The organism is Arthrobacter sp. Hb9-2 (assembly GCF_059091165.1).
Window position 1 is genome coordinate 40,160 of sequence record NZ_JBNHGJ010000005.1, and the last position, 24,285, is coordinate 64,444.

General features: G+C 62.4%; 28 protein-coding genes. 16 read left to right on the top strand and 12 right to left on the bottom strand.

Features of this window, described 5'->3' with window-relative positions; translation table 11 throughout:
- Positions 1-17 precede the first annotated feature (17 nt).
- From cpaB (AC5RV1_RS04820) to AC5RV1_RS04890, 15 genes are all read left to right on the top strand, one after another.
- Positions 18-782: a Flp pilus assembly protein CpaB gene (cpaB, locus tag AC5RV1_RS04820; protein WP_493993752.1), complete on the top strand. Its 765-nt coding sequence runs from the start codon at positions 18-20 to the stop codon at positions 780-782.
- Entirely contained in the window at positions 779-1,978 is a 1,200-nt protein-coding gene (locus AC5RV1_RS04825) for a CpaE/TadZ family protein (RefSeq protein ID WP_493993753.1), read from the top strand. The genes cpaB (AC5RV1_RS04820) and AC5RV1_RS04825 overlap by 4 nt, the downstream gene beginning before the upstream one ends.
- Positions 1,975-3,435 (top strand): TadA family conjugal transfer-associated ATPase, encoded by a 1,461-nt coding sequence (locus AC5RV1_RS04830; protein WP_493993754.1) that lies wholly within the window; start codon positions 1,975-1,977, stop codon positions 3,433-3,435. The genes AC5RV1_RS04825 and AC5RV1_RS04830 overlap by 4 nt, the downstream gene beginning before the upstream one ends.
- On the top strand, positions 3,435-4,388 hold the full coding sequence (locus AC5RV1_RS04835; RefSeq protein WP_493993755.1) for a type II secretion system F family protein: 954 nt from the start codon (positions 3,435-3,437) through the stop codon (positions 4,386-4,388). Before AC5RV1_RS04830 ends, AC5RV1_RS04835 begins: the two co-directional genes overlap by 1 nt.
- Positions 4,389-4,398: 10 nt before the next feature.
- Positions 4,399-5,271, top strand: coding sequence for a type II secretion system F family protein (locus AC5RV1_RS04840; RefSeq protein WP_493993756.1), 873 nt, complete (start codon positions 4,399-4,401; stop codon positions 5,269-5,271).
- An 8-nt stretch (positions 5,272-5,279) separates the two neighbouring features.
- Positions 5,280-5,492, top strand: a complete 213-nt coding sequence (locus AC5RV1_RS04845) for a Flp family type IVb pilin (RefSeq protein ID WP_493993757.1) — start codon at positions 5,280-5,282, stop codon at positions 5,490-5,492.
- A gap of 264 nt (positions 5,493-5,756) precedes the next feature.
- Positions 5,757-5,966, top strand: a complete 210-nt coding sequence (locus AC5RV1_RS04850; RefSeq protein WP_493993758.1) for a Flp family type IVb pilin — start codon at positions 5,757-5,759, stop codon at positions 5,964-5,966.
- A gap of 91 nt (positions 5,967-6,057) precedes the next feature.
- Positions 6,058-6,432 carry a TadE/TadG family type IV pilus assembly protein gene (locus AC5RV1_RS04855; protein WP_493993759.1) on the top strand — a complete coding sequence of 125 codons (375 nt, stop codon included), beginning with the start codon at positions 6,058-6,060 and terminating at the stop codon, positions 6,430-6,432.
- On the top strand, positions 6,420-7,460 hold the full coding sequence (locus AC5RV1_RS04860) for a pilus assembly protein TadG-related protein (protein ID WP_493993760.1): 1,041 nt from the start codon (positions 6,420-6,422) through the stop codon (positions 7,458-7,460). Before AC5RV1_RS04855 ends, AC5RV1_RS04860 begins: the two co-directional genes overlap by 13 nt.
- 39 nt (positions 7,461-7,499) lie before the next feature.
- Positions 7,500-8,249, top strand: a complete 750-nt coding sequence (cpaB, locus tag AC5RV1_RS04865; RefSeq protein WP_493993761.1) for a Flp pilus assembly protein CpaB — start codon at positions 7,500-7,502, stop codon at positions 8,247-8,249.
- Complete coding sequence (locus tag AC5RV1_RS04870) at positions 8,246-9,442, top strand: CpaE/TadZ family protein (protein ID WP_493993762.1); 1,197 nt, start codon at positions 8,246-8,248, stop codon at positions 9,440-9,442. The genes cpaB (AC5RV1_RS04865) and AC5RV1_RS04870 overlap by 4 nt, the downstream gene beginning before the upstream one ends.
- Positions 9,442-10,944: a TadA family conjugal transfer-associated ATPase gene (locus AC5RV1_RS04875; protein ID WP_493993763.1), complete on the top strand. Its 1,503-nt coding sequence runs from the start codon at positions 9,442-9,444 to the stop codon at positions 10,942-10,944. Before AC5RV1_RS04870 ends, AC5RV1_RS04875 begins: the two co-directional genes overlap by 1 nt.
- A gap of 11 nt (positions 10,945-10,955) precedes the next feature.
- Positions 10,956-11,888 carry a type II secretion system F family protein gene (locus tag AC5RV1_RS04880; protein ID WP_493993764.1) on the top strand — a complete coding sequence of 311 codons (933 nt, stop codon included), beginning with the start codon at positions 10,956-10,958 and terminating at the stop codon, positions 11,886-11,888.
- Positions 11,889-11,895: 7 nt separating this feature from the next.
- Positions 11,896-12,780, top strand: a complete 885-nt coding sequence (locus AC5RV1_RS04885; RefSeq protein ID WP_493993765.1) for a type II secretion system F family protein — start codon at positions 11,896-11,898, stop codon at positions 12,778-12,780.
- 93 nt (positions 12,781-12,873) lie between these two features.
- A complete protein-coding gene (locus AC5RV1_RS04890) occupies positions 12,874-13,338 on the top strand; it encodes an Hpt domain-containing protein (RefSeq protein ID WP_493993766.1) in 465 nt (154 codons plus the stop codon).
- 32 nt (positions 13,339-13,370) lie between these two features.
- On the opposite strand, the gene AC5RV1_RS04895 is transcribed toward AC5RV1_RS04890, so the two are convergent.
- Entirely contained in the window at positions 13,371-14,165 is a 795-nt protein-coding gene (locus AC5RV1_RS04895; RefSeq protein WP_493993767.1) for a response regulator transcription factor, read from the bottom strand.
- A gap of 264 nt (positions 14,166-14,429) precedes the next feature.
- Here AC5RV1_RS04895 and AC5RV1_RS04900 point away from each other — a divergent pair, with 264 nt between their 5' ends.
- A complete protein-coding gene (locus AC5RV1_RS04900) occupies positions 14,430-16,097 on the top strand; it encodes an ATP-binding protein (protein WP_493993768.1) in 1,668 nt (555 codons plus the stop codon).
- Between the two features lie 12 nt (positions 16,098-16,109).
- Here AC5RV1_RS04900 and AC5RV1_RS04905 read toward each other — a convergent pair whose 3' ends face one another.
- The 11 genes from AC5RV1_RS04905 to secY all read right to left on the bottom strand — a co-directional run bounded on the left by AC5RV1_RS04905 (position 16,110) and on the right by secY (position 24,256).
- Positions 16,110-17,000 (bottom strand): tRNA pseudouridine synthase A, encoded by an 891-nt coding sequence (locus tag AC5RV1_RS04905; protein WP_493993769.1) that lies wholly within the window; start codon positions 16,998-17,000, stop codon positions 16,110-16,112.
- 32 nt (positions 17,001-17,032) lie between these two features.
- Positions 17,033-17,629, bottom strand: a complete 597-nt coding sequence (rplQ, locus tag AC5RV1_RS04910) for a 50S ribosomal protein L17 (protein ID WP_493993770.1) — start codon at positions 17,627-17,629, stop codon at positions 17,033-17,035.
- A 72-nt stretch (positions 17,630-17,701) separates the two neighbouring features.
- The gene (locus AC5RV1_RS04915) at positions 17,702-18,712 is read right to left on the bottom strand and encodes a DNA-directed RNA polymerase subunit alpha (RefSeq protein ID WP_013601812.1); all 1,011 of its coding nucleotides are present in this window, start codon (positions 18,710-18,712) and stop codon (positions 17,702-17,704) included.
- A gap of 131 nt (positions 18,713-18,843) precedes the next feature.
- Entirely contained in the window at positions 18,844-19,245 is a 402-nt protein-coding gene (gene rpsK, locus AC5RV1_RS04920) for a 30S ribosomal protein S11 (RefSeq protein ID WP_018769149.1), read from the bottom strand.
- Between the two features lie 54 nt (positions 19,246-19,299).
- The gene (gene rpsM / locus AC5RV1_RS04925; RefSeq protein WP_003803743.1) at positions 19,300-19,674 is read right to left on the bottom strand and encodes a 30S ribosomal protein S13; all 375 of its coding nucleotides are present in this window, start codon (positions 19,672-19,674) and stop codon (positions 19,300-19,302) included.
- A gap of 182 nt (positions 19,675-19,856) precedes the next feature.
- Entirely contained in the window at positions 19,857-19,970 is a 114-nt protein-coding gene (gene rpmJ, locus AC5RV1_RS04930) for a 50S ribosomal protein L36 (protein ID WP_009358722.1), read from the bottom strand.
- Positions 19,971-20,040: 70 nt separating this feature from the next.
- Positions 20,041-20,262: a translation initiation factor IF-1 gene (infA, locus tag AC5RV1_RS04935; RefSeq protein ID WP_009358723.1), complete on the bottom strand. Its 222-nt coding sequence runs from the start codon at positions 20,260-20,262 to the stop codon at positions 20,041-20,043.
- 172 nt (positions 20,263-20,434) lie between these two features.
- Complete coding sequence (locus AC5RV1_RS04940) at positions 20,435-21,370, bottom strand: P1 family peptidase (RefSeq protein WP_493993771.1); 936 nt, start codon at positions 21,368-21,370, stop codon at positions 20,435-20,437.
- A 102-nt stretch (positions 21,371-21,472) separates the two neighbouring features.
- Positions 21,473-22,300: a type I methionyl aminopeptidase gene (gene map / locus AC5RV1_RS04945; RefSeq protein ID WP_493993772.1), complete on the bottom strand. Its 828-nt coding sequence runs from the start codon at positions 22,298-22,300 to the stop codon at positions 21,473-21,475.
- A 70-nt stretch (positions 22,301-22,370) separates the two neighbouring features.
- Entirely contained in the window at positions 22,371-22,940 is a 570-nt protein-coding gene (locus tag AC5RV1_RS04950) for an adenylate kinase (RefSeq protein WP_205484239.1), read from the bottom strand.
- 5 nt (positions 22,941-22,945) lie between these two features.
- Positions 22,946-24,256 (bottom strand): preprotein translocase subunit SecY, encoded by a 1,311-nt coding sequence (gene secY, locus AC5RV1_RS04955; RefSeq protein ID WP_163161911.1) that lies wholly within the window; start codon positions 24,254-24,256, stop codon positions 22,946-22,948.
- Positions 24,257-24,285: the final 29 nt, after the last annotated feature.

The window sequence follows — 24,285 nt, forward strand, 5'->3', positions numbered from 1 at the left end:
CACCAAAGGGGAAAGTAATGAAAGCACGCCTACTGGGAGGCATTGCCGCATTGGTTGTCGCAATCATAGGCACGGTCCTTCTTTTCAATTACGTGCAAGGCGCGGACCGCCGCGCTTTGGCGAACACGGAAACTCAGGACGTCCTGGTTGTTAAACAGGAGGTGCCGGCCGGAACGCCGGCCAGTCAGCTCTCTCAATACGTCATCACGAAACCCGTCCCGCGCACTGCCGTCGCAGCTGACGGGGTCCAGGACCTGGGGGCGCTCGGTTCAATGGTCACCTCAGTGGCCCTCGTTCCTGGCGAGCAACTGCTAAACAGCCGACTGGTCGATGCGAACGCATATCTCGGTCCGGCGCGGGTCGCGGTGCCTGCCGGACTGCAGGAGATCACCCTCCGGCTCGGAATCGAACGAGTGGTAGGCGGCAAAATCCAGGCCGGCGACACGGTAGGGGTCTTTATCTCCATGGCTGACGCCGGCGGTGCAAGCGGGACGCAGTTAATTTTCCACAAGGTATTGGTCACGGCGGTGCAGTTCAGTTCGGGGGCGGCCGCTCAAACTCAGGCCCAGGCCACCCAAGCCAGCTCCACGGGGTCTTTGAACGCCGACAAGGACGCACAGACCTCCAGCGATTCCTATCTGGTCACTTTCGCGCGGAACGCCGTGGACACCGAGAAGCTGGTGTATGCGGCCGAGTTCGGAAAGATCTACCTGTCCAAAGAGCCAGCTGATGCCACAGAGGGCACCAACGGCGTTGTCAATCAGACAAAGGTATTCAAATGAGCCGCTTCATTTTGATTTCCCCGTCCGTGGACTACGAGCGAAAGGTTCGGGCATCAGTGGCTCCGCTGAGCGGATCACTGCAGTTCTTCCAGGCCGCATACCTGCCCGAGTCCCCGGATGACATCCTTCGGCAGCAGGCTGGCGAACCGCCAGAAGTACTGATCCTTGGGCCGGGTTTGCCCCGGGACGAGGCCCTCAAGTTCGCGGCCGTGATGGATCTCCAGTACCCGGAAATCAGCATCGTGCTGGCGGCGGACGACGACGGAGAACTTGCCTTGAACGCGATGCGGTCGGGCATCAGAGACCTCATTCCACCTTCCGCTGACACGGATCAGGTCCGCGCTTTAGTAGAGCGTGCGAGTCTGGCAGCCGCGGGACGACGGCGCGGACTCAGTCCCAACACCGCGGAGCGGCCAACTACCGAAGGCGGACGGGTGGTGGCGGTAATGTCGCCGAAGGGCGGCGTTGGCAAGACCACGATCGCGAGTAACCTGGCCATCGGGCTGGGGCAGATAGCTCCGATGAGCGTAGTGGTGGTGGACCTCGATCTTCAGTTCGGCGACATTGCCAGTGGCCTGCTGTTAGACCCTGATTTCACTATCACCGACGCCGTGGTGGGAGCAGCGAGCCAGGACGCCATGGTCCTCAAGACGTATCTGTCTCTTCATCCCGGAAACATCTACGTCTTGTGCGCCCCTCGCAACCCCATCGAGATGGACAGGATCACGGGAGATCACGTAAGCCACCTGCTGCGTCAACTGCGGGCTGAATTCCAGTATGTAGTGGTGGATACAGCCCCAGGACTTGGTGAGCACGTCCTGGCAACCCTCGAGCAGGCCACGGATGCAGTTTGGGTTTGTGGCATGGACATCCCCAGCATCCGCGGTCTGAGGACGGGATTCCAGATTCTCTCGGAACTTGATCTCCTCCCTGACAACAGGCATGTTGTCCTCAACATGGCCGACCGCAAAACTGGCCTCACCGTCCAGGACGTGGAAGCCACAATCGGCGCTCCCGTTGATATCGTGCTCCCCCGTTCGCGGACAGTTCCCTTTTCAACAAACAAGGGTGTTCCTCTCCTGCAGGACGGAAGCAGGGACCCTGCAGCCAAGGGCCTCAGACATCTGGTTGAGCGCTTCAAACCAAACTGGGAAGCCCCCCGTAAGAAGCTCCACCGAAGGGCGGTAGTGCAGTGACACTCTCAAATCGATTTGCCAAGCTGCGCTCCGACGGAACGAGCGCCGATGTAGTCGCGCCAGTATCCTCGGTTCCGCAGGTCCCCGCAGCTACCCTCAGCGCTTTGCAGCAAGCACAAGCGGCTGAACAGTCTCAGGCTTCCACCCACGTGGAGCTCACCGAGGGTAGTGCAAGCGAAGCGCTGGCTGGGCTTAAGGAGCGGGCGAGCCAGGCTTTGTATGAGCGGCTAGGTTCCCGGATTACTGACTCCTCCTTGGAAGAAACTGAGCTCCATCAGTTCGTCAAGGATGAGCTGAGGGCCGTCGTCGATGAAGAACAGGTTCCGTTGTCGCAGGGGGAACGCCAGCGACTGACCCGCGAGATCATTGACGACGTCCTCGGCCACGGCCCCATGCAGCGCTACCTGGACGACTCAAGCGTCACCGAAATTATGGTGAACCGAGCGGACCAGATTTACGTGGAACGCCAAGGCCAGCTGTTCCTCACAGATACCAAGTTCACAAGCGAAGATGCCTTGCGGCGAGTCATCGAGCGCATCGTGACACGAATTGGCCGTCGGATCGACGAATCTTCCCCTTTGGTCGACGCCAGGCTCCCCGACGGTTCACGTGTCAACGCAATCATCCCGCCGTTGGCGGTAAACGGGGCTTCCCTGACGATTAGAAAGTTCTCACGAGAAGCGCTCACGGTTGAGAAACTTATTGGTTTCGGAAGCCTTTCCCCCGAGATGGCCGAGCTCCTCAGAGCATGTGTGCTGGCCAAGATGAATATCATCGTTTCCGGCGGTACCGGCACTGGCAAAACCACGATGTTGAACGTTCTGTCTTCCTTCATCCCGGCTTCGGACCGGATCGTGACTATTGAGGACGCAGTCGAGCTGCAGCTTCAACAGGATCACGTTGTCAGGCTCGAAAGCCGGCCGGCCAACATCGAAGGAAAAGGCGAAGTTTCAATTCGCGACCTGGTCCGCAACTCGTTGCGTATGAGGCCTGACCGGATCGTCGTGGGAGAAGTCCGTGGAGGTGAGTCGCTGGACATGCTTCAAGCAATGAACACCGGCCATGACGGCTCGATTTCAACTGTTCACGCGAACTCTCCACGAGATGCCGTGGCCCGGTTGGAAACCCTCGTGCTGATGGCCGGCATGGATCTTCCGTTGCGGGCAATTCGCGAGCAAATTGCTTCGGCGGTGAACCTCATCGTTCACATCTCCAGGCTCCGGGACGGATCCCGACGGGTGACTCATGTGACCGAAGTCCAGGGCATGGAAGGAGACATCGTGACCCTTCAGGACGCCTTCGTCTTCGACTACTCAGCAGGCATTGACGCCAATGGTCGCTTCTTGGGGAAGCCAATTCCGACAGGGGTCCGGCCACGCTTTACAGACCGGTTCGAGGAACTGGGCATCAAGATTTCTCCAGCTGTGTTCGGTGCCCAGGCAGTCAGGAGCCGGTGATGGCGGTACCGGAGGACTCAGTCGCACCTATGGTTCTGGGAGTGCTGTTGATTTTTGCAGCCGTCATCCTACTGTTCACAGTGGTCCTTAAGTCCAAGCACGTAATTCCGATGGAAAGACGCCGTCCGGACGTCGCGGCCGCTGCTTCCAGGCTCACCCTTCTCACCGATACCGCCGTCGGCGCGATCAACAAGAGACTGAAAGGGAAGAACGACTTCCTGGTCAGTCGGGAACGGCTCGAGCGCGCCGGGCTGAAGGCCCAGCCGGCGGATTTCCTCTTGATGATGGGGGCAGGCGCAGTGGCCGGCGCCGTTCTTGCCTTCTTGTTGGGCGGCCTTTTCTTCGCACTGCTGGCACTCGCGGTCGTCCCCGCGGCCATGCTCGCCTATCTCTCTGTGTTGACGTCGAGACGCAAAGGCAAGTTCGACGAACAGTTGCCCGATACGCTGCAGATGTTAACCGGCAGTATGCGTGCCGGCCACAGCCTCCTCCGCGCCATCGATGCGTCAGCACGCGAGTCCGATGCGCCAATGTCTGAAGAGCTAAGCCGAATTGTCAACGAGACCAGGATCGGCCGGGACCTCGGCGAATCGATGATGGATGTCTCCGCACGGACCGGCAGCGAAGACTTCGCTTGGATCTCACAAGCGATCGAAATTCACCGCGAGGTTGGTGGAGATCTGGCGGAGGTATTGGATCATGTTGGCGAAACTATCCGCGACCGAAACCAGATCCGCCGGCAGGTAAAAGCCCTGAGTGCCGAAGGAAAAATGTCCGCAGGCGTCCTCATGGGGCTTCCTGTAGTCCTCTTCTTCGCATTGATTTTTATCAACCCCCAGTACTCGAAGACCTTCACGAGCACGGTGCCCGGCTATCTAATGCTGGCAGTTGCGGCCGTCATGCTGACGGCCGGCGGTTTCTGGCTCAGCCGCTTGATCAAACCCAGGTACTAGGAGCAATGACATGTCACCAATAGCACTGGGCTCGATGCTGGCAATCGTTCTCCCAATTTCGTATCTGGTTTGGTCGGTGTTCGCCACCGACAGGGTTGCCATCCGCAACATTCAAGCAAACCTTGGACAGAGGGCCAGGAACGCGTCCCAGCAGAGCCTCTCCGTAGATGCGAGCGCCGTTGCCCGCAAGATCACGCCAGTTGGTTACGTGGCGTGGTTGGACAAGCAGCTTGCCGGTGTGGGGCGGCCCAAGGAGTGGCCGCTGGAACGCCTCTTGGTGGTCAAGCCCATGCTGGCGCTGGCAGGAGCGGCTTTCGGTTTGTTCTTCTTCCTTGCGTCCCCGGCGCCCGCTCGCTTTGCCCTTTTGCTCGCCGCAGTAGGGTTCGGCTACTTCGCGCCGGATCTGTTGGTGCGAACCAATGCCGAGAAACGGAGGGCGAAAATCAGGCAGGAACTGCCCAACACCCTGGATCAGATGCTGATCTCCGTGCAGGCCGGCTTGGGTTTCGAAGCTGCGATGGCCCGAACGGCCGAGAATGGAAGCGGGCCGCTCGCTGACGAAATGACCCGGACTTTGCAGGATATGCAAGTAGGACGTTCCCGCAAGGAGGCCTACCTGTCGCTGTCTGAACGTGTTGATGTCCCCGATCTCCGATCCTTTATCCGGGCCATCGTTCAGGCGGACGCGTACGGCATTGCCATCGCAAAGGTTCTGAAAATTCAAGCCCATGAAATGCGCCTAAAGCGCCGTCAGCGGGCAGAGGAGCATGCGATGAAAATTCCGGTGAAGATCCTGTTTCCGCTCATCTTCTTCATCTTCCCGACCCTCTTCATCATCCTGTTGGGGCCGGCAGTCATGAACATCGCCGCAGCCTTTTCTTAGGAGGCCTGATGAACCGCCTGACATGGCTTCTGAACGGCTTATCCCACGTACTCACGACTTTCCGTGATCAGGAACGCGGCGCCACCGCCACGGAGTACAGCATTATCCTCGGCTTCATTGCGATTGTGATTGTTGTTGGGGTGGGTCTCTTCGGTTCGCTACTGAACTCCTCATTTGGCTTTCTCACTACTGGCATCAGAACGGCTTTGGGTATCCCCTAGCAGTCTCTTGCCCCCTCGCGCCCGCTCGGCGCTCCATAGACCGGACCCCCTCGGCACCCAGAACCGAGGGGGTCCGTTTGTGTGCCCACCGACTGCGAAATCCCAGCATCAGCGCAGGAAGTACCTAGCAAAAACGCAGGAAAAGTGCGGGAGTGAAAGCCTTTACGCAGGATGTTCCAAGATCCAGATTCCGGGCCAATCAGCTTGCTAACTTCGTATCAGTGCTGGTGCAGGGCCAGCCATCCGTCTCGCTCAGGAGTCAAAATGCTTTCTCTTTACACCAACCTCATGATCCGTCTCCGCAACGAAGAAAAGGGCGCTACCGCCGTTGAGTACGGCATCATGGTCGGCCTCATCGCCGTTGTCATTATCGTTGCTGTCAGCACCTTGGGCGGCACTCTGGATGGCTTCTTCGACACGGTCAACAACACCCTTAAGCCTGCTGCTCCTGCTGCTCCGGCTGCCGGCTCCTAACACAAGTCCGATACCGGACCCTATATCGGAAGCCGCAGAGCTTCGCCCGGCCAGGCCTAGAACACGAGTCACTCAAGAGGAGGTGCAGCAGGTGTCAGACGATTCGGAGCGCGGCGCAGCCGCCGTCGAATTCGCGATCCTGTTGCCCCTCCTCTTGATGCTTGTCCTGGGAACCATCGAATTCGGCCGGGCCTACAACGCCCAGATCACCCTCACCAACGCGGCACGCGACGGAGTCCGGGTTATGGCAATCGCCAACGACCCAGCCGGCGCCAAGACCGCCGCGAAGAACGCGGCCGCATCAGTCAGTACCACTATTCCCACCTCAGACATCACGCTGAGCACCAACGCGTGCAGCGCCGGCGCCCAGGTCACTCTCACCATCAAGTACAACCTGTCCACTATCACCGGCATCGCCGGCCCCTTCCCAATGTCAGGCAAGGGAGTCATGCTGTGCGGCGGCTAGGCAAGGAAAGAACAACGAACGAACGTGGCGCCATCAGCGTCATCGTCGCCATCCTTCTGGTCACCCTCCTCGGCTTCGTGGCGATCGCCGTCGACGTCGGCCTCATCTACTCAGAACGCGCGCAGCTGCAAAACGGTGCAGATGCCTCCGCCATAGCACTCGCTCAGAAGTGCGCCAAAGACACTACCGACCCGCTGTGTTCGACATCGTCAAGCCTCGCCACCAACCTTGCCAACCAGAACGCCCTGGATGGCATGAGCAAGGTTTACGGAATCGCATTGGATAAAACGTCCCGAAAAGTCAGTGTCACCACGTCTGCCAAGGAAACCGGCGGCACAGACAACTCCGTTTCCCTCTTTTTCGCAGATGTCCTGGGCATTCCGACCAAAGAAGTCGGAGCGCGGGCATCTGCCGAATGGGGAAGCCCGAAGGCCGGCCGCACCGCCTTCCCTCTGGCCTTCTCCATCTGCCAGGTCAAAGGCCATGTGGACGGCTCGCTTCAGCTGCTCCAGGACCATGGAAACAACGCCAACCCGGACTGCAACTATGGGCCTTCTGGAGCGGCAGTCGCCGGAGGCTTCGGCTGGCTTGCACCGGACGCGGGAAAATGCGGCGGCACGATCGATCTCGCATTGAGCGAGGGCGGCAGTGACACCGGCAACAACGCGCCGGGACATTGTTCCGCCGAGCTCACCAAGTGGGCCAGCGAAATCACGGCAGGCCGCAAGATTACTGTCCTCCTGCCGGTCTTCAACAAAGTCTCCGGCACGGGTTCCGGCGCCATCTACAGCCTCATTTCGTTCGCTGCGTTCGACGTGACGGGCTGGAAGTTCAGCGGCAACAGCGGCCTTCCCTACGAGTTCCGCAGCGAAAAGTCGACGACGACGGGCGTCACCACGGATACGGAGTGCAAAGGAAACTGCCGCGGAATCATCGGCAGCTTCATCAAATACGTTTCCCTCGCGGACGGCTACACCCTCGGCCCCGTAACTGAGTACGGCGCCACCATTGCCCGTCCGATCCTCTAATAACCAGAACCATCACTACCCCGTACCCAGGAGTTGAAAGTGAAGTCTCGCCTGCTCGCCGGAACGGCTGCGGTCGCTTTGGCGATTGTGGGAGCCCTCCTCATCGTCTTCTACGCCCAGGGCGCAGACCAGCGGGCGCTGCAGACACTTCAAACAGTTGATGTCCTGGTTGTCAAAGACGCCATTCCGGCCGGTACTCCCGTTGACACCATGACTGCTTCGCTCGTGGTCGAGAAGGTCCCCGCCGCGGGCGTTTCTGACACCGCGCTCAGCACCCTGGACAACAAGGCCGGCACGGTCAGCGCCGTAGACCTCGTTCCCGGCGAGCAGCTGCTGGCCGAGCGTCTCGTGGCTCCGGAAACGGTGCAAGACGAGAGCGCAGCGAAGGTCCCCGCCGGTTTCCAAGAAGTCTCGTTCCAGCTGGAGCCGCAGCGCGTGGCAGGCGGCCGTATCAACCCGGGGGACCATGTGGGCATCGCCCTGAGTTTCAAGGAGGGCGCACATAAGGCAGATCCTGCTACTCCCACCACGCAGCTCACCCTCCGCAAAGTACTCGTAACCGTAGTACAAGGTGCGGCGAGCACCGAGGAGCCCGCCGAGGGCGAAGCCGCAGCCCAGGACACCGCCCTCCCCCAAGGCGCCTTCATAATTACAGTCGCGGTCAACGACATCGACGCAAACAAGATCATCTTTGCGTCCGAGTTCGGCAGCCTCTGGCTCACCAAAGAGCCCCTCGACGCCCAGGACAACGGACCGAAAATTGAGCGCAAGGAAGTGGTGTACAAGTGAGCCGCTTCGTCCTCCTCTCCCCCAACGGTGACTTCGACCAGAAGCTGCGCGCCGCCGTCGCCAACGGACTCCGCGGCTCCGTGCAAACCATCGCTTCGGACATCCTCCCGGCAGGCCCGGCCGAGCTTTTCAGCCTCCTGAACCAAGAGCAGCCCGAAGTCCTGATCATCGGACCGGACGTCCCGTACGAGGAAGCACTGCGGTTCGCCAAGGTCTTCGACGTCCAGCTCCCCGGCCTCAGCCTGGTCTTGGTCAGCGACGTTGACCCGTCCTTCCTGCTGCACGCCATGCGGGCCGGCATCCGGGACATCCTCAGCCCCCAGGCGGATGCTGCGGAAATCCGCGTGCTGCTGGAACGCGCCTGCCAGTCCTTTGCCACCCGGCACCGCAACCACGAGGCACCATCGGCGGAGAATGGCGGCAAGGGCCTGGTCATTGGCGTCTTCTCCCCCAAGGGCGGCGTAGGCAAAACCACTTTGGCAACCAACATCGCCATCGGCCTCGGCCAGATAGCCCCTATGAGCGTTGTCATCGTGGACCTGGACCTGCAGTTCGGCGATGTAGCGTCTGGCCTCTACCTCAACCCCGAACACACCGTCACGGACGCGGTCTCACCGGCAGCAGCCCAGGACTCCCTGGTCCTCAAGGCCTTCCTCACTGTGCACCCGGCAGGTATCTACGCCCTGTGCGCTCCGCCCAACCCGGTGGACGCGGACCACATCACGCCGGAACAGATCACCCGGCTGCTCCAGCAGCTGGCCCAGGAGTTCCAGTACGTGGTCCTGGACACTGCTCCCGGCATGCCCGAAATCGGCCTCGCCGCCATGGAGCAATGCACCGACGTCGTGTGGGTCAGCGCCATGGACATCCCCAGCCTCCGCGGCCTGCGCTCGGGACTGGAAGTGCTCCGGCAGCTGGAAATCATGCCCGAATCACGGCACGTTGTCCTGAACATGGCAGACGCCAAAGCCGGGCTCAACGTCCAAGACGTCGAATCCACCATCGGCGCGCCCGTGGACGTCAGCGTCCCCCGGTCCCGCGCGGTGGCGCTCTCCACCAACCGCGGGATCCCCGTGCTCCAGGAATCCAAGAAGGACCCCGCCGTCAAGAGCCTTCGCCAGCTGGTGGAGCGGTTCAATCCGGCGTGGCGCGCCCAGGCCCAGCGCAAACTTCACCGAAGGGTGGTCATCTGATGAAGCTCTCCGAACGGATCAGCGCGGTCCAGGACCGCAACCAGGCATCGGGCAGCAACGTCGCCGTGCTTGAACCGCCCCGGCCCGCCGCTTCCCCCGCTCCGGGGAGGGAGAGCGTGCCCCGGCGCCTTCCTGCCCAGCAGCCTCCTGCAACTCCAGTGTCCGACGCCGGCACCCCCGCAGTGCCCAAGGCACAGCCCGTGGATGTCTTCGCAGCCATGAAGCACCGGGCGGCCACCGCCCTTTTCGAGCGGATGGGCGCGCGCTTCAACGACGCTGCCGTCACCGAGCAGGAGCTCAGGGCCACCGCTAAAGAGGAACTGACCCGCATTATTGACGCCGAACAGGTCCCGCTTACCGCCGAGGAACGCACCCGGCTGGTCCGCGATGTGGCCGACGACGTGCTGGGCTACGGTCCGCTCCAGCGGCTGTTGGACGATCCGGCGGTCACGGAAATCATGGTCAACCGAATGGACCAGATCTATGTGGAACGCAAAGGCAAACTGACGCTCACCGAGTCCCGGTTCAGCTCCGAAGAGCACCTGCGCAAGGTCATCGAGCGTATCGTCTCGAAGGTTGGCCGCCGCATCGACGAATCCTCCCCGCTGGTGGACGCCCGCCTCGAGGACGGCTCCCGTGTGAACGCCGTCATCCCCCCGCTGGCCGTGGGCGGATCCTCGCTCACCATCCGTAAATTCAGCAAGGTCCCGCTGACGGTCCGCAACCTGATCGACTTCGGGACGCTGACCCCGGAGATGGCCGAACTGCTTAATGCCTGCGTCAAGGCCAAGCTCAACATCATCGTTTCCGGCGGCACGGGCACGGGCAAAACCACACTGCTCAACGTGCTGTCCTCGTTCCTTCCGGCTGACGAGCGAATCGTCACCATCGAGGACGCGGTGGAACTGCAGATCCAGCAGCAACACGTGGTCCGGCTCGAAAGCAGGCCCCCCAACACCGAGGGCAAGGGCGAAGTGACCATCCGCGAACTGCTCCGTAACTCCCTCCGCATGCGGCCTGACCGGATCGTGGTGGGCGAGGTCCGCGGCGGGGAATCGCTGGACATGCTGCAGGCCATGAACACGGGGCACGACGGGTCCCTTTCCACCGTGCACTCCAACTCACCGCGCGATGCCGTAGCGAGGCTCGAAACCCTGGTGCTGATGGCCGGGATGGATCTGCCGCTACGGGCCATCCGTGAGCAGATCGCCTCCGCCGTCAACCTCATCGTCCAGATCTCCAGGTTGCGCGACGGCTCGCGCCGCATCACCCACGTCACCGAAGTCCAAGGCATGGAAGGAGACATTGTGACCCTTCAGGACGCGTTCGTCTTCGATTACTCCGCCGGTGTTGATGCCCACGGGCGCTTCCTGGGCAAGCCGGTAGCCACCGGAATCAGGCCGCGGTTCATTGACCGTTTCGAAGACCTGGGCATCCATGTCTCCCCCAGTGTCTTTGCCGGTTCCCAAGTCCCTCCCGGCCACGCCGCCCCCGGAAGATAGGGCACACAGCCATGATTCTTGCTGTTGGAGCCGTCATCCTGCTCGTGGCCGTTTGCCTGCTCGGTGTCGCCGTGATCCTGCCGGGCGCCCCCTCGGTGCCGCTGGACCGCCGTCGTCCGTTTGATCCTGAGCCGCCATCCTCCTTGACGCGCTTCGCACTCTCCGCCGTCCGCTCTTTCGAACGGCTCCTGCACGGACGCAACGTCTCTCTGTTCTCCCGCGCGGAACTCGAAAACGCCGGGCTCCGTCTGAGCCAGGCAGAATTCTTCCTGCTTGTGGGCATTGGTGCCTGCGTCGGAATGCTGGTAGGCACTGTCACCGTGGGTCCGCTGGTGGGTATTCTCCTTGCACTGCTGGCGCCGTTCGTAGGGAAAGTGGTTCTGGGATTCCTCGCGGGGAAACGGCGGGCTGCTTTCGACAGCCAACTCGGTGACACCCTCCAGCTTCTCTCCGGCGGCCTGCGTGCCGGCCACAGCATCCTTCGCGCCATCGACGCCGCAGCCAGCGAGTCGCAAAAGCCGACGTCGGAAGAGATGCGGCGGGTCATCACCGAAACGAGCCTGGGCCGGGACCTCCTGGCAGCACTCAACGACACCGCCGACCGGATGAAGAATGAGGATTTTGTCTGGATCTCCCAAGCGATCCAGATCAACCGCGAAGTGGGCGGTAACCTGGCGGACGTCCTGGACCAGGTGAACGAAACCATCCGCGAGCGCAGCGAGATCAAGGGCCATATCAAGGCACTGGCGGCGGAAGGCAAATTTTCTGCCTACATTCTCATTGCCATGCCGTTCGGCATCGTGGCCATGCTGCTGTCCGTGAGCCCGAACTACATGAACTCGATGTTCACCCACCCCCTGGGCTGGGTGATGATCGGAGCTTCATTTGTGCTCATGACCATCGGCGCACTGTGGATGCGCAAGATCATCGACCTGAAGTTCTGAGGACACCATGAAATTGATAGTCCTCCTCTCCATCCTGCTGGTTTGTGTTCCCGTAGCCGGTCTGGCCTGGGCCGTCCTCACCGTGGACAAACAGGGCCGCGTGGCCGTCAACGATCTGCTGTCCCGTGGCGCCGCCCTGGTGGACGTTGAGCGCACCGGCAAGCCCAGCCTGCTTGAGACCATTGGCAGACGCCTCACTCCCCCGGCCTACGTCGCCTTCCTGGACCGGCTGTTGGCCCTCGCGGGCCGGCCGGCATCCATGCCGCTAGGCAAGGTTCTAGGGTCAAAACTTGCTCTCGGGCTCACGGGAGCCGGGCTGGGCTTTTACCTCACCGCCATTGGAAGCACTCCCCTGATGAAACTGGCAGGGCTTTTCGTCCTGGTCCTCGGCTACTTCATTCCGGACCTGCTGCTCTACAGCAAGGGCCAGGAACGCCAAAAGGTCATGCAGCTGGAACTCGCTAATACGCTGGACCAGATGCTGATCTCCGTGGAGGCCGGCCTCGGCTTCGAAGGAGCGATGGCACGCGCCGGGGAAAACGGCAAGGGGCCGCTAGCCGAGGAACTGGTGCGCACCCTGCAGGACATGCAGGTTGGCCGCAGCCGCAGGGAGTCCTACCTTGCGCTGGCGGAAAGGACCAACATCCCCGAGCTGCGCAGCTTTGTGCAGGCAGTGGTGCAGGCAGACACGTACGGCATCGCCATCAGCCGGGTGCTCCGCGTCCAGGCCAAGGTGATGCGTGTAAAGCGCCGCCAGAGGGCCGAAGAAAAGGCCATGAAGCTTCCCGTGATGATCCTCTTTCCGCTGCTGTTCTTCATCTTCCCGGTCCTGTTCATCGCCATTCTCGGACCCGCCGTCATCAACACGATCGTGACTTTCAGCAGCCAATAGGGCGGAAGTGTATGGCCGCAAAAATGACTCAAGGTTTACACAGGATCACCCAAAATAGGCCAACCAACTCAACCCAGGAAGTAGCCTTGAAGAATGCAAAGTCCCGATCCCGGCTCCAGCGACAGGAGCGCACCTGCGAATCCGCCGCAGCCCGGGATCACAGCGGTTACCGGTTCCGGGCATTCACAGGAAGCGGCCGGGCTCTTGCCGCTTGTTGACGCGGCCGTGCTGGAGGAGCTGGAAGACGAACTTGCCGGCTCCGGCCTCGCCCAGCGCTTCGCCCGCGATTATGCCGCCATGTGGGACCAGCGCTGCACGCGGCTGGCGGCAGCGGTGGACAGCCAGGACAGCGAATCGGCTCTCGATGCCGTCATCAGCCTGAAGATCAGCTCCGCCATGGTGGGCGGGGTGCGCCTGGCGAAACTGGCTGAGCTGCTGGAAGTACTGATCCGGCGGGGCGACTTCGGCCAGGGCCAAGCTTTGATGAAACGGGTTGCCCAGGACGGCGGCCAGACGGTATCCGAACTCCAGGCCACGTACATCCTCAAAAACGGCTAGCCTGACCCGACGCCGGCCTTTTGCTGAACGGCTTAGACAGTGTCCGGCCTGCTGGGCGCCAACCTGTACCCGACTCCCCGCACCGTCTGCAGCCAGCGCGGCGACACCGAATCTTCCTTCAGCTTCCGCCGCAGGTTGCCGATGTGGACCTCAACGGCCCGCTCGTCCGCCTCGCTGATATAAGTGTCCTCACCGTAGAAGTCGCCTCGCACAGCCCGGACAAGGTCAGCCCGGGTGCAGACCGCCCCGCCGCCGCGCAGGAGGACGTGGAGCAGATCAAACTCGCTTCGCGTGAGTCCGAGCGGCTCTCCGTTGATTTCCACCGTGCGTGTCCGGTGGTTCAGTGCCAGGCCGTTGTGGTGCAGGACCGCGGAATCCTCCAGCCGGGCGGCCGCAACAGGCGCAGCGGGCGCTGCTCCCCAGACGGATGACGCCGGTTTCTGCGTGTTGATCTCGTGCCGGGGCCTGCGCATCATCGCCGCCACCCGTGCCCTCAACTCGCGGGGCCGGAAAGGCTTGGCAATGTAGTCGTCAGCACCGGCGTTAAGGGCGGACAGCAGGTCCGGCTCCTCGGTCCTGCCGGTCAGCATCACCACGTAGGCGTTGCTGAAATTGCGGATCCGCCGCAGCACTTCGAACCCGTCGATGTCCGGCAGTCCGATGTCCAGCGTCACCACGTTCGCCTGTTTGGCGCGGACCACTTCCACTCCGGCCCGCCCGTCAACCGCTGTATGCACCTCGAAGCCGGCCTGGCTCAACACTCCTTCGAGGAGGTTGCGCACGTCGGCGTCGTCTTCGATTACTACAGCCACACCAAGATCGTCCATTGATATCCCTGCGCCAGGCGGTTATGGCCCCCCATCAGCCCAGCGCTAATGCCATACCCGCTCCAACCCTTTATACGCTACAAGTAAGCCGTGCTGATCACATCTGTTTCAACATTGCATTTGAAAAGTCAATTATTATGACAAGTATGTGGATTACGAGCCGGAGAGGATGTGCCACCTTGCTCAACGGGAATTCTGTTGCCCCAGCGGTGAATATCCAAGTGACAATCCACCGTAGCCTGAGCGGCGGCCGTAGCCGGGGTCATGGCTGAGGGGCTTTTTCCACGCGGACCTGCCCGCTTCTTCCAGCGCCTCGGGCCGCGGTCGCAGGTTGCCCTGTGCCAACTGCCCCTGACTTTGATCGTGGCGGCCCTTGCCATTGCCACCCCGTTCGCGTGGCCCACGCTGCTGCACAGTCCGCTCTTCCTGGGCGGGATCCTCCTTTCCGGCATCCTCTTCCTCGGCTGCCTTCTGGTCCCTTGGGAGCGGCTGGCGCACCGCCCCTACCTGCTGATCCCCATCCTCGACTTCGTCGCTATCGGGCTTCTCCGGAATGGCGCCGCGCCCCTCCTCCCGGGACTTGCCGTCCTGGCGGTGTTCCCGGTGATCTGGCTTTCCGCCTCGGGCATGCTCGCCAGGAGCAGCCTCGTCCTCAGTTTTTTCGGCCCCATGCTCATCATGGTTCCCTCACTGGCCGGGCGGTTTCCCAACCTGACGCCCTCGGACATCACCACCACGCTGCTCTTCCCCCTCATGATGCTTTCCGTTTCCCTCTCCATCAGGTTCGCGAGCATGCACGTCCGGCTGCAGCAACGCGAACTGGCCCAGAAGGACAAGGAACTTCGGAAGCTGCTCCGTGAGAGCCGGGAGCGTGAAAAGCTGCTTCAGACGGTCCTTGACGCCACCGACGTCGGGATTGCCGCCGTCGACCGTTCCGGCCACTTCCTCGTTTCAAACGACCGGCAGCGGAACTTCCGCCGGGCAACCGGTGCCGACGACGCCATGCCCGGCCAGGGCCACCAGCTGATCTTCGGCCAGGACAGGCGGACCCTGCTGCCGCCGGAGAAGCGTCCGATCAGCCGCGCCATCGCCGGGGAGTCATTCGCCGACTACTTGGTGTGGGCCGGAGAGGGAACGGAGCAACGCGCAGTCTCGACGGCGGCCCGGCCCCTCGTCGGCGAGGACGGCCAATTCACCGGAGCTGTGGTGGTCTACAGCGACGTTACCGGCTGGGTGGAAGCCCTGGCAGCCAACCAGGAACTGGTTTCCAACGTGACCCACGAGTTCAAGACACCCCTGAACTCCATCATCGGCAACGTGGACCTGGTACTCGACGACGTCGCCGCCCTGCCACCCCAGGTGGCCCAGCGCCTATTGGTGGTTCAGCGGAATGCTGAGCGGTTGCTGGCGCTCGTGGCGGACCTGTCCGCTTCGGCGTCGGCCGCACTTAACGTCCACCCCAAACGCACGGACCTCGCCAGCCTCGTGGAAACCAGCATCGGTTCGGCCCAGGCGCAGGCGGAGCATGCGAACATCCGGCTCACGGCAGACGTTCCCTCGCCCTTGTGGGCCTACGCGGACCCGCTCAGGATCGGGCAGGCACTGGACAACCTGGTGTCCAACGCCATCAAGTACTCGCCCGACGGCGGGAGGGTGAGCATCAGCGCCCGCAGCACCGACGACTGGGTGCAGCTCAGTGTCAGCGACACCGGAATGGGGATCAGCAGCGAGGACACCACCAGGGTCTTCAAGCGCTTCTTCCGAACGGAGTCCGCCAAGGGCGCCGCCATCGCCGGCGCCGGCCTCGGCCTGTCCATCACCAAGATGATTGTGGAGCGCCACGGCGGGCACATCACGTGTGTCAGCGGGCAAGGCCAGGGAAGCACTTTCACGCTGACCCTGCCGGCGGAGGGCCCGCCGCCGTCGTTCTAGGGGACGGGGGGATTACTCCCGCAGCGCCCGGGTGAGCTCGGCGCGGGCCAGCAGCTCGTCGTCGGACGGGTACGCCACTTCCTCCAGCACCAGCGGGTGCGGGGCGGCCAGCACGGACTTGGCATCCCGCTTCCTGGCGAGCAGCCGTTCGTGGAGCCAGCCCGGTTCCTCCACGCCCTCTCCCACATACAGGGCCGAACCGATCAGGGCGCGGACCATGTTGTGGCAGAAGGCGTCGGCCTGGACGGTGGCCACGATGACGCCGTCCTCCGACCGGGCGAACTCAAAGCGCTGGAGCTCGCGGATGGTGGTGGCACCCTCACGGGGCTTGCAGAACGACAGGAAATTCTGGAGCCCCAGGAGCTTGGCAGCGCCCTCGTTCAGCAGCGAAACGTCCAGCGGATTCTTGTGCCACAGGGTGGAGTACCGGCCCAGCGGGTCCCACAGGGCGGGGCCGTCGGCGATGCGGTAGCTGTAGCGCCGCCAGAGGGCGGAGAAACGGGCGTCGAAGCCGGGGGGCGCCAGCGAGATCCGATGCACCTCCACAGCGCCGGTAAGGTCGCCGAGCACCCGGCTCAGGGCGCCGCGGATCCTGCGGAGCATGGCGATGGCGGGATCCAGTTCGTGCCCGCGCGGCAGGCCCTGCCACTCGGCTTCCGTGAGGTCCAGGTGGACCACCTGGCCGCGGGCATGCACGCCGGCGTCGGTGCGCCCGGCAACAGTCACGCGGACGGCACGCCGGAGGAGCATGTGCAGGGCCTCCTCGAGGACGCCCTGGACCGTCCGGAGGCCCGGCTGCAGCGCCCACCCGCTGAAGGGCCCGCCGTCGTACGACACGTCAAGCCGGACACGCAAAAACCCGCCGCCCCCCATTACGGGGGCCGCGGGTTTTTGGTCGTTCATAGAACTAAGTCTATGCGAAGAAGATCAGCGAATTACTTCGCGTCCTTCTCCTCGGCAGCGGGAGCTTCAGGAGCTTCCTCAGCGGCCGGAGCCTCTTCGGTTGCTGCCTCTTCAGTTGCAGCGTCCTCGGCAGGAGCCTCGGCCGGAGCCTCAGCAGCTTCGGTCTCGGCAACCTCAGCCTCGCGAGCTTCCTCGGCAGCCGGAGCAGCCTTGTCTGCATCGCGCTTGGCAGCGGCGGTAGCCTCAGCGACTACAGCCTGCTTGGCGGAAACCGGCTCGAGAACCAGTTCGATGACAGCCATCGGAGCGTTGTCGCCCTTGCGGTTGCCGATCTTGGTGATGCGGGTGTAGCCGCCGTCGCGGTTCTCCACAGCCTGGGCGATGTCGGTGAACAGCTCGTGGACGACGCCCTTGTTGCTGATCAGGCCGAGCACGCGGCGGCGCGAAGCGAGGTCGCCACGCTTGGCGAAGGTCACCAGGCGCTCTGCGTACGGCTTCAGGCGCTTGGCCTTGGTGACCGTGGTGGTGATCCGCTTGTGCTCGAACAGGGATGCTGCCAGGTTCGCGAGCATGAGGCGCTCGTGAGCCGGGCCGCCTCCGAGGCGCGGACCCTTAGTGGGGGTAGGCATAATTGTTTCTCCTCAAATGGAAGCCGTGGGCCGGGCACACCATGGTGCCCTGCCCGCCGGCCAAGGTCTGGTTTAGAGTTCGTCGTCGCCGAAGGCGGCGTCGTCCTCTTCGATTGCTGCGGCGCGTGCTGCGAGGTCAAAACCGGGAGGCGAGTCCTTGAGGGACAGGCCCAGTTCAACCAGCTTTGCCTTGACCTCGTCAATGGACTTGGCACCGAAGTTACGGATGTCCATCAGGTCAGCCTCGGAGCGGGCAACGAGTTCACCCACGGTGTGGATGCCCTCACGCTTGAGGCAGTTGTAGGAACGGACGGTGAGGTCCAGATCCTCGATCGGCAGGGCCATGTCGGCTGCCAGGGCAGCGTCGGTGGGCGACGGGCCGATCTCAATACCTTCAGCTGCGGTGTTCAGCTCACGTGCCAGACCGAAGAGCTCCACCAGGGTGGTGCCTGCGGAAGCGACGGCATCGCGCGGGGCGATGGCCTGCTTGGTCTCGACGTCGACAATCAGCTTGTCGAAGTCGGTGCGCTGCTCAACACGGGTTGCTTCCACGCGGAAAGTAACCTTCAGCACCGGCGAGTAGATGGAATCGACCGGGATACGGCCAATTTCTGCGTCGCCGGACTTGTTCTGAGCTGCCGAAACGTAGCCGCGGCCGCGCTCGATGGTCAGTTCGAGTTCGAACTTGCCCTTCGAGTTCAGCGTGGCAATGTGCAGATCCGGGTTGTGGAATTCGACGCCGGCCGGCGGAGCGATGTCCGCGGCGGTGACGACTCCGGGGCCCTGCTTGCGCAGGTAAGCGACAACCGGCTCATCGTGCTCGGAGGAAACCGAGAGGCTCTTGATGTTCAGGATGATCTCAGTGACATCTTCCTTGACACCCGGAACCGTGGTGAACTCGTGCAGCACGCCATCGATCCGGATGCTGGTTACAGCAGCACCGGGGATGGAGGAGAGCAGGGTACGGCGGAGGGAGTTTCCGAGGGTGTAGCCGAAGCCCGGTTCCAGCGGTTCAATGATGAAACGCGAACGGTTTTCTGAAACTACCTCTTCGGAGAGGGTGGGGCGCTGTGCAATGAGCACTTAGGTTTCCTTTCGGCGAGCATCCGCTATATGACGCAACACAGGTGGTGGAAATTCGGTCTGAAGACTTAACGCGCTGGGCTTGCCCGGACCATCGACGGTCCGGGCAAGCTCATGCGGCGTGGAAAGCCTTAGACGCGGCGGCGCTTCGGCGGGCGGCAGCCGTTGTGCGCAGCGGGGGTGACGTCCTGGATGGAGCCAACCTCGAGGCCTGCGGCCTGCAGCGAACGGATCGCGGTCTCGCGTCCGGATCCCGGTCCCTTGACGAAAACGTCAACCTTGCGCATGCCGTGCTCCTGGGCGCGCTTGGCAGCGGCTTCGGCAGCCATCTGGGCAGCGAACGGAGTGGACTTACGCGAGCCCTTGAAGCCAACCTCACCTGAGGAAGCCCAAGAGATAACAGCGCCGTTCGGATCCGTGATGGAAACGATGGTGTTGTTAAAAGTGCTCTTGATGTGCGCCTGGCCAAGCGCGATATTCTTCTTGTCCTTCTTACGCGGCTTGCGAACCGCGCCACGAGTCTTCGGGGGCATTATTTCTCCTACAGAAAGTTATCGGGGGAAAGTCCGTTAATCCCGGCGGGGATTTTAACGGGCCTTCTTCTTGCCGGCGACGGTGCGCTTCGGGCCCTTGCGGGTACGGGCGTTGGTCTTCGTACGCTGTCCGCGTACGGGCAGGCCCTTGCGGTGGCGCAGGCCTTCGTAGCTGCCGATTTCAACCTTGCGGCGGATATCTGCTGCTACTTCGCGGCGAAGGTCACCCTCAACCTTGTAGTTGCCTTCAATGTAGTCACGCAGCTCAACCAGCTGTGCATCAGTCAGGTCCTTGACGCGAACGTCAGCGCTGATGCCAGTGGCAGCCAGGGTTTCGTGTGCACGGGTCTTGCCCACGCCGTAGATGTAAGTAAGCGCAATTTCCAGCCGCTTTTCGCGGGGAATGTCTACGCCAGCGAGACGAGCCATAGTGGCAGTACTCCTTGATAAACCGGAGGTCGTAGGCAGTACACCCGCACGTTCTGTGCGGCCCCAGCCTCCGACCGGGGGTTAGCTGTCCGGACTCTTTCGAGCTCAATGTTCCAGATCAGCTTGTGCTGCCTTTATTTACTTGCGTGGGTTAGCAACCCAGGATTTCCCGAGAAGGGAAATTAGCCCTGGCGCTGCTTGTGGCGCGGGTTCTCGCAGATCACCATGACCCGGCCATTACGGCGGATCACTTTGCACTTTTCGCAGATCTGCTTGACGCTCGGCTTGACCTTCATGGCATTCCTTTGCGTGTGGCAGTTGGTCAACTGGAGCGGACATCAGTTCGCACTGAAGCCGCCCAGCAATTTACTTGTAGCGGTAGACGATACGACCACGGGTGAGGTCGTACGGGCTCAGCTCCACCACTACGCGGTCCTCAGGGAGAATCCTGATGTAGTGCTGACGCATCTTTCCAGAGATGTGTGCCAGTACGATGTGCTTGTTGGTGAGCTCAACGCGAAACATCGCGTTAGGCAGCGCCTCAGTCACAACGCCTTCGATCTCAATGACCCCGTCCTTCTTGGCCATACCCTCCGCTAACTGTTGTTGCCGCAGTCCTGCCGGATTGCACCGGGCATGACCACGAACGTTTTTGTTGGATCGATTGTCAGTTCCAGGCCCCAAAAGGGCGTGGCAGTCCAGACAACCAACAAACAACACTACTCCGTATCGCTGTAAAAGTTAAATCGGCAATACTAACCTACCGGGCGCCGTACGCACCATAATCACCGGCCGGAGTGCTCACGGCTTCCGCGCTGGCCACGCCGTCGAGGATGGCCAAACGGACGACGTCGGCTGCCGCGCTCTGCAGCGCGATGAGACTGACCTGCCGGGCAGCTTCGTCCGTGCGGTCGAGCGCCACAGCTTGGGTGGACAAGCAGAAAACCGCGTCCCCGTCGCCAAGAGTGTGCGAAGGATTCAGTGCCCGGGCGATCCCGGCATGGGAGGCTGAAGCAGTCCGCTTGCATTCGGCCACGTCCAGGACTCCGTTCGTTGCCACAACAACCAGCGTGGTGTTCGTCGTGGTGGCCGCTTTCACCGGCGCTGGTACTTCAGGTTTGTTCTGGTCAAATGGCAGTCCCAGCGCGTTCACAACAGCAATTGCCCCCACAACAATGCCGTTTTCGAGTGCGATTGATGCCGTACCTACTCCGCCTTTATAGGTTCGGGCCAGCAACGCTCCTGTGCCGGCACCCACATTGCCGCGTCCGACGTCGTGCCCGTCCTTTTCCCCAGCGGCGGCGGCGGTTGCGGCGTAACCCATCTCCGGCGTCGGACGGGCTGAGAAGTCACCGCCGCGGCCCAGGTCGAAGATCGCGGCTGCCGGGACCATGGGCACTACTCCCCCGGGCACCGCAAAGCCCCGGTTGTTTTCCTCGCACCAGCGCTGGGCGCCTGACGCGGACACCAGGCCGTACGCGCTGCCGCCGGTAAGCACCACGGCGTCCACCGCACTGACCAGGGTGGTGGGATCGAGTGCATCCGTTTCGTGGGTGGCCGGTCCGCCGCCCTGGACGTCGACTGATCCAACCGTGCCCGGCGGGGGCAGGACCACCGTCACGCCACTTAGCCAGCCGGCGTCGGTCTTCTGTACGTGGCCAACCCTGATCCCGGGCACGTCGGTGATTGCTCCCATGGCACCCATTGTTCCCCCTCCCCCAACTAAGTAGCGCCAAGTGTCGTTTTGAAGGGTCAAAAGGACACTTGGCGCTACTGGGTTGGGCTGGGCGAGCGGAAACTACGGGATGGGGACGGGGGTGACGCCGAGGGGCAGCAGGTGCTCTGCGCCGCCGTCGGGCGCTGACAGCACCCAGATGCCCTTGTCATGGACGGCTACGGAGTGCTCCCACTGGCAGGAGCGCTGGCCGTCCGTGGTGACAACGGTCCAGTCGTCCTCAAGAACGGCGGTGTCGATGCTGCCGCGCACCAGCATGGGCTCGATCGCCAGGCAAAGGCCGGGACGGATCTTGGGGCCGCGGTGGCTGGTGCGGTAGTTGAGCACGTCCGGGGCCATGTGCATTTCAGAGCCGATGCCATGCCCCACATAGTCCTCAAGGATGCCCAGCGGCTTGCCCGGCACGGAGGATACGTAATCGTCGATTGCGGCGCCGATGTCACCCACGTGCTTGCCCATGGCCAGTGCGGCGATGCCCCGCCACATGGCTGCGCGGGTGACGTCGGAGAGGCGCTGGTCCTCGGGGTCCGCGGTGCCCACAATAACGGTGCGCGCCGAGTCCGAATGCCAGCCGTTCACGATCGCGCCGCCGTCGATCGAGATGATGTCGCCGTCGCGGAGCACACGGCTGCCGGGGATGCCGTGCACCACCTCCTCATTGACGGAGGTGCAGATGGTCGCCGGAAAGCCGTGGTAGCCGAGGAAGTTGGACTTCGCGCCGGCTTCGTTCAGCACAGCAGCGAACACGTCGTCCAGGTGCTTGGTGGTAACTCCGGGCACGGCTGCTGCAACCGCTGCATCCAGGGCACGGCTCAGGACCAGGCCTGCTTCGTGCATGATGCGCATCTGGGCGTTGGTCTTGTATTCGATACGGGGCTGGCCAAAGGCCATGGTGTTTCCTTTCAAATGGCTGAGGCTCCTCCCGTTTACCGGGAGGAGCCTCGGAAATGCTTTGCCTGGATCAGGCAGCCTGCGCGGCCTTGATGGCCTGCATGACGCGGTCCGTGACCTCGTCGATGGGGCCGATCCCGTCCACCTGGGTAAGGATGCCGCGCTCGGCATACTTGGCCACCACGGCTTCGGTCTGCTCGTGGTACAGGTCCAGGCGGTGGCGGATGACGGCTTCGTTGTCGTCGCTCCGGCCCGTTTCCTTGGCCCGGCCCAGGAGGCGGTGTACGAGTTCCTCGTCGTCGGCGGTCAGCTGCAGGACGACGTCGAGCTTCTCTTCGCCCTTGGCGAGGATCTCATCGAGGTAGTCCACCTGCGCCGTGGTGCGCGGGTAGCCGTCCAGGAGGAAGCCGTTTTCGACGTCGGACTCGCTGAGGCGGTCGCGCACCATCTTGTTGGTCACGCTGTCCGGAACGAAGTCGCCGGCGTCCATGTACTTCTTGGCTTCAATGCCAAGCGGCGTTTCGCCCTTTACGTTTGCACGGAAGATGTCGCCGGTGGAGATCGCCACAACGCCGAGGCGCTCCGAGATCCGCTCTGCCTGCGTTCCTTTTCCGGAACCGGGAGGTCCAATAATCAGCATTCTCGTCATCGCAAAAGCCCTTCGTAGTGACGTTGTTGTAGCTGCGCATCAATCTGCTTGACGGTCTCCAGGCCAACGCCCACCATGATCAGGATCGAGGTGCCACCGAACGGGAAGTTCTGGTTCGCGTTGATCAGTACCAGTGCCACCAGCGGAATCAGCGCCACGAAGCCCAGGTACAGGGCGCCTGGCAGGGTGATCCGGGACAGCACGTACTGCAGGTAGTCAGCGGTCGGTTTGCCCGCGCGGATACCTGGAATGAAGCCGCCGTACTTCTTCATGTTGTCCGAGACCTCTTCAGGGTTGAAGGTGATCGCGACGTAGAAGTAGGTGAAGAAAACGATCATGGCGAAGTAAAGCACCATGTAGATCGGCTGGTCACCGCGGACCAGGTTGTTGTTGATCCATTCCACCCATGGCTGGATCTGCTCGCCCTGCCGGGGCTGGTTGAACTGGGAGATCAGGCCCGGCAGGTACAGCATGGAAGAAGCGAAGATCACGGGGATAACACCGGCCATGTTGACCTTGATGGGGATGTACGTGCTGGTACCTCCCACGGTGCGGCGGCCGATCATGCGCTTGGCGTACTGCACCGGCACGCGGCGCTGCGACTGCTCAACGAAGACCACCAGGGCCACGGTCAACAGGCCGATGGCGAGGACCATAAAGAACGTTCCGGGACCCTGCGAGCTCCAGATGGCGCCGAGGGAGGTGGGGAACGTGGCCGCGATGGACGTGAAGATGAGCAGGGACATACCGTTGCCCACGCCCTTCTCGGTGACGAGCTCACCCATCCACATGATCAGGCCGGTGCCGGCCGTAAGGGTGATGATGATCAGGATGGTGGTGATCACGCTGGTGTCCGGGATGATCGGCAGGTTGCAGCCGGGAAGAAGCTGCCCGGACCGCGCCAGGGAGACCAGGGTGGTGGCGTTCAGCAGGCCCAGCGCGATGGTGAGGTACCGCGTGTACTGGGTCAGCTTGGACTGCCCGGACGCGCCCTCTTCGTAGAGCTGCTGGAACCGGGGAATAACCACCCGGAGCAGCTGGACGATGATGCTTGCCGTGATGTACGGCATGATGCCGAGGGCAAAGATGGACACCTGGAGCAACGCGCCGCCGCTGAACAGGTTAACGAGCTGGTACAGGCCGCCTGCGGTCTGACCGTTCTGCAAGCATTGCTGGACATTCTGGTAGTCCACACCTGGCGAGGGAATGAAAGCACCCAAGCGGAAGATGGTGATGATTCCCAGCGTGAACAACAACTTGCGTCGCAGATCAGGCGTGCGAAAGGCCCGGCCAAATGCGCTAAGCAAGCGTCCTCCTGGTGGTGTTAATAAGAGTT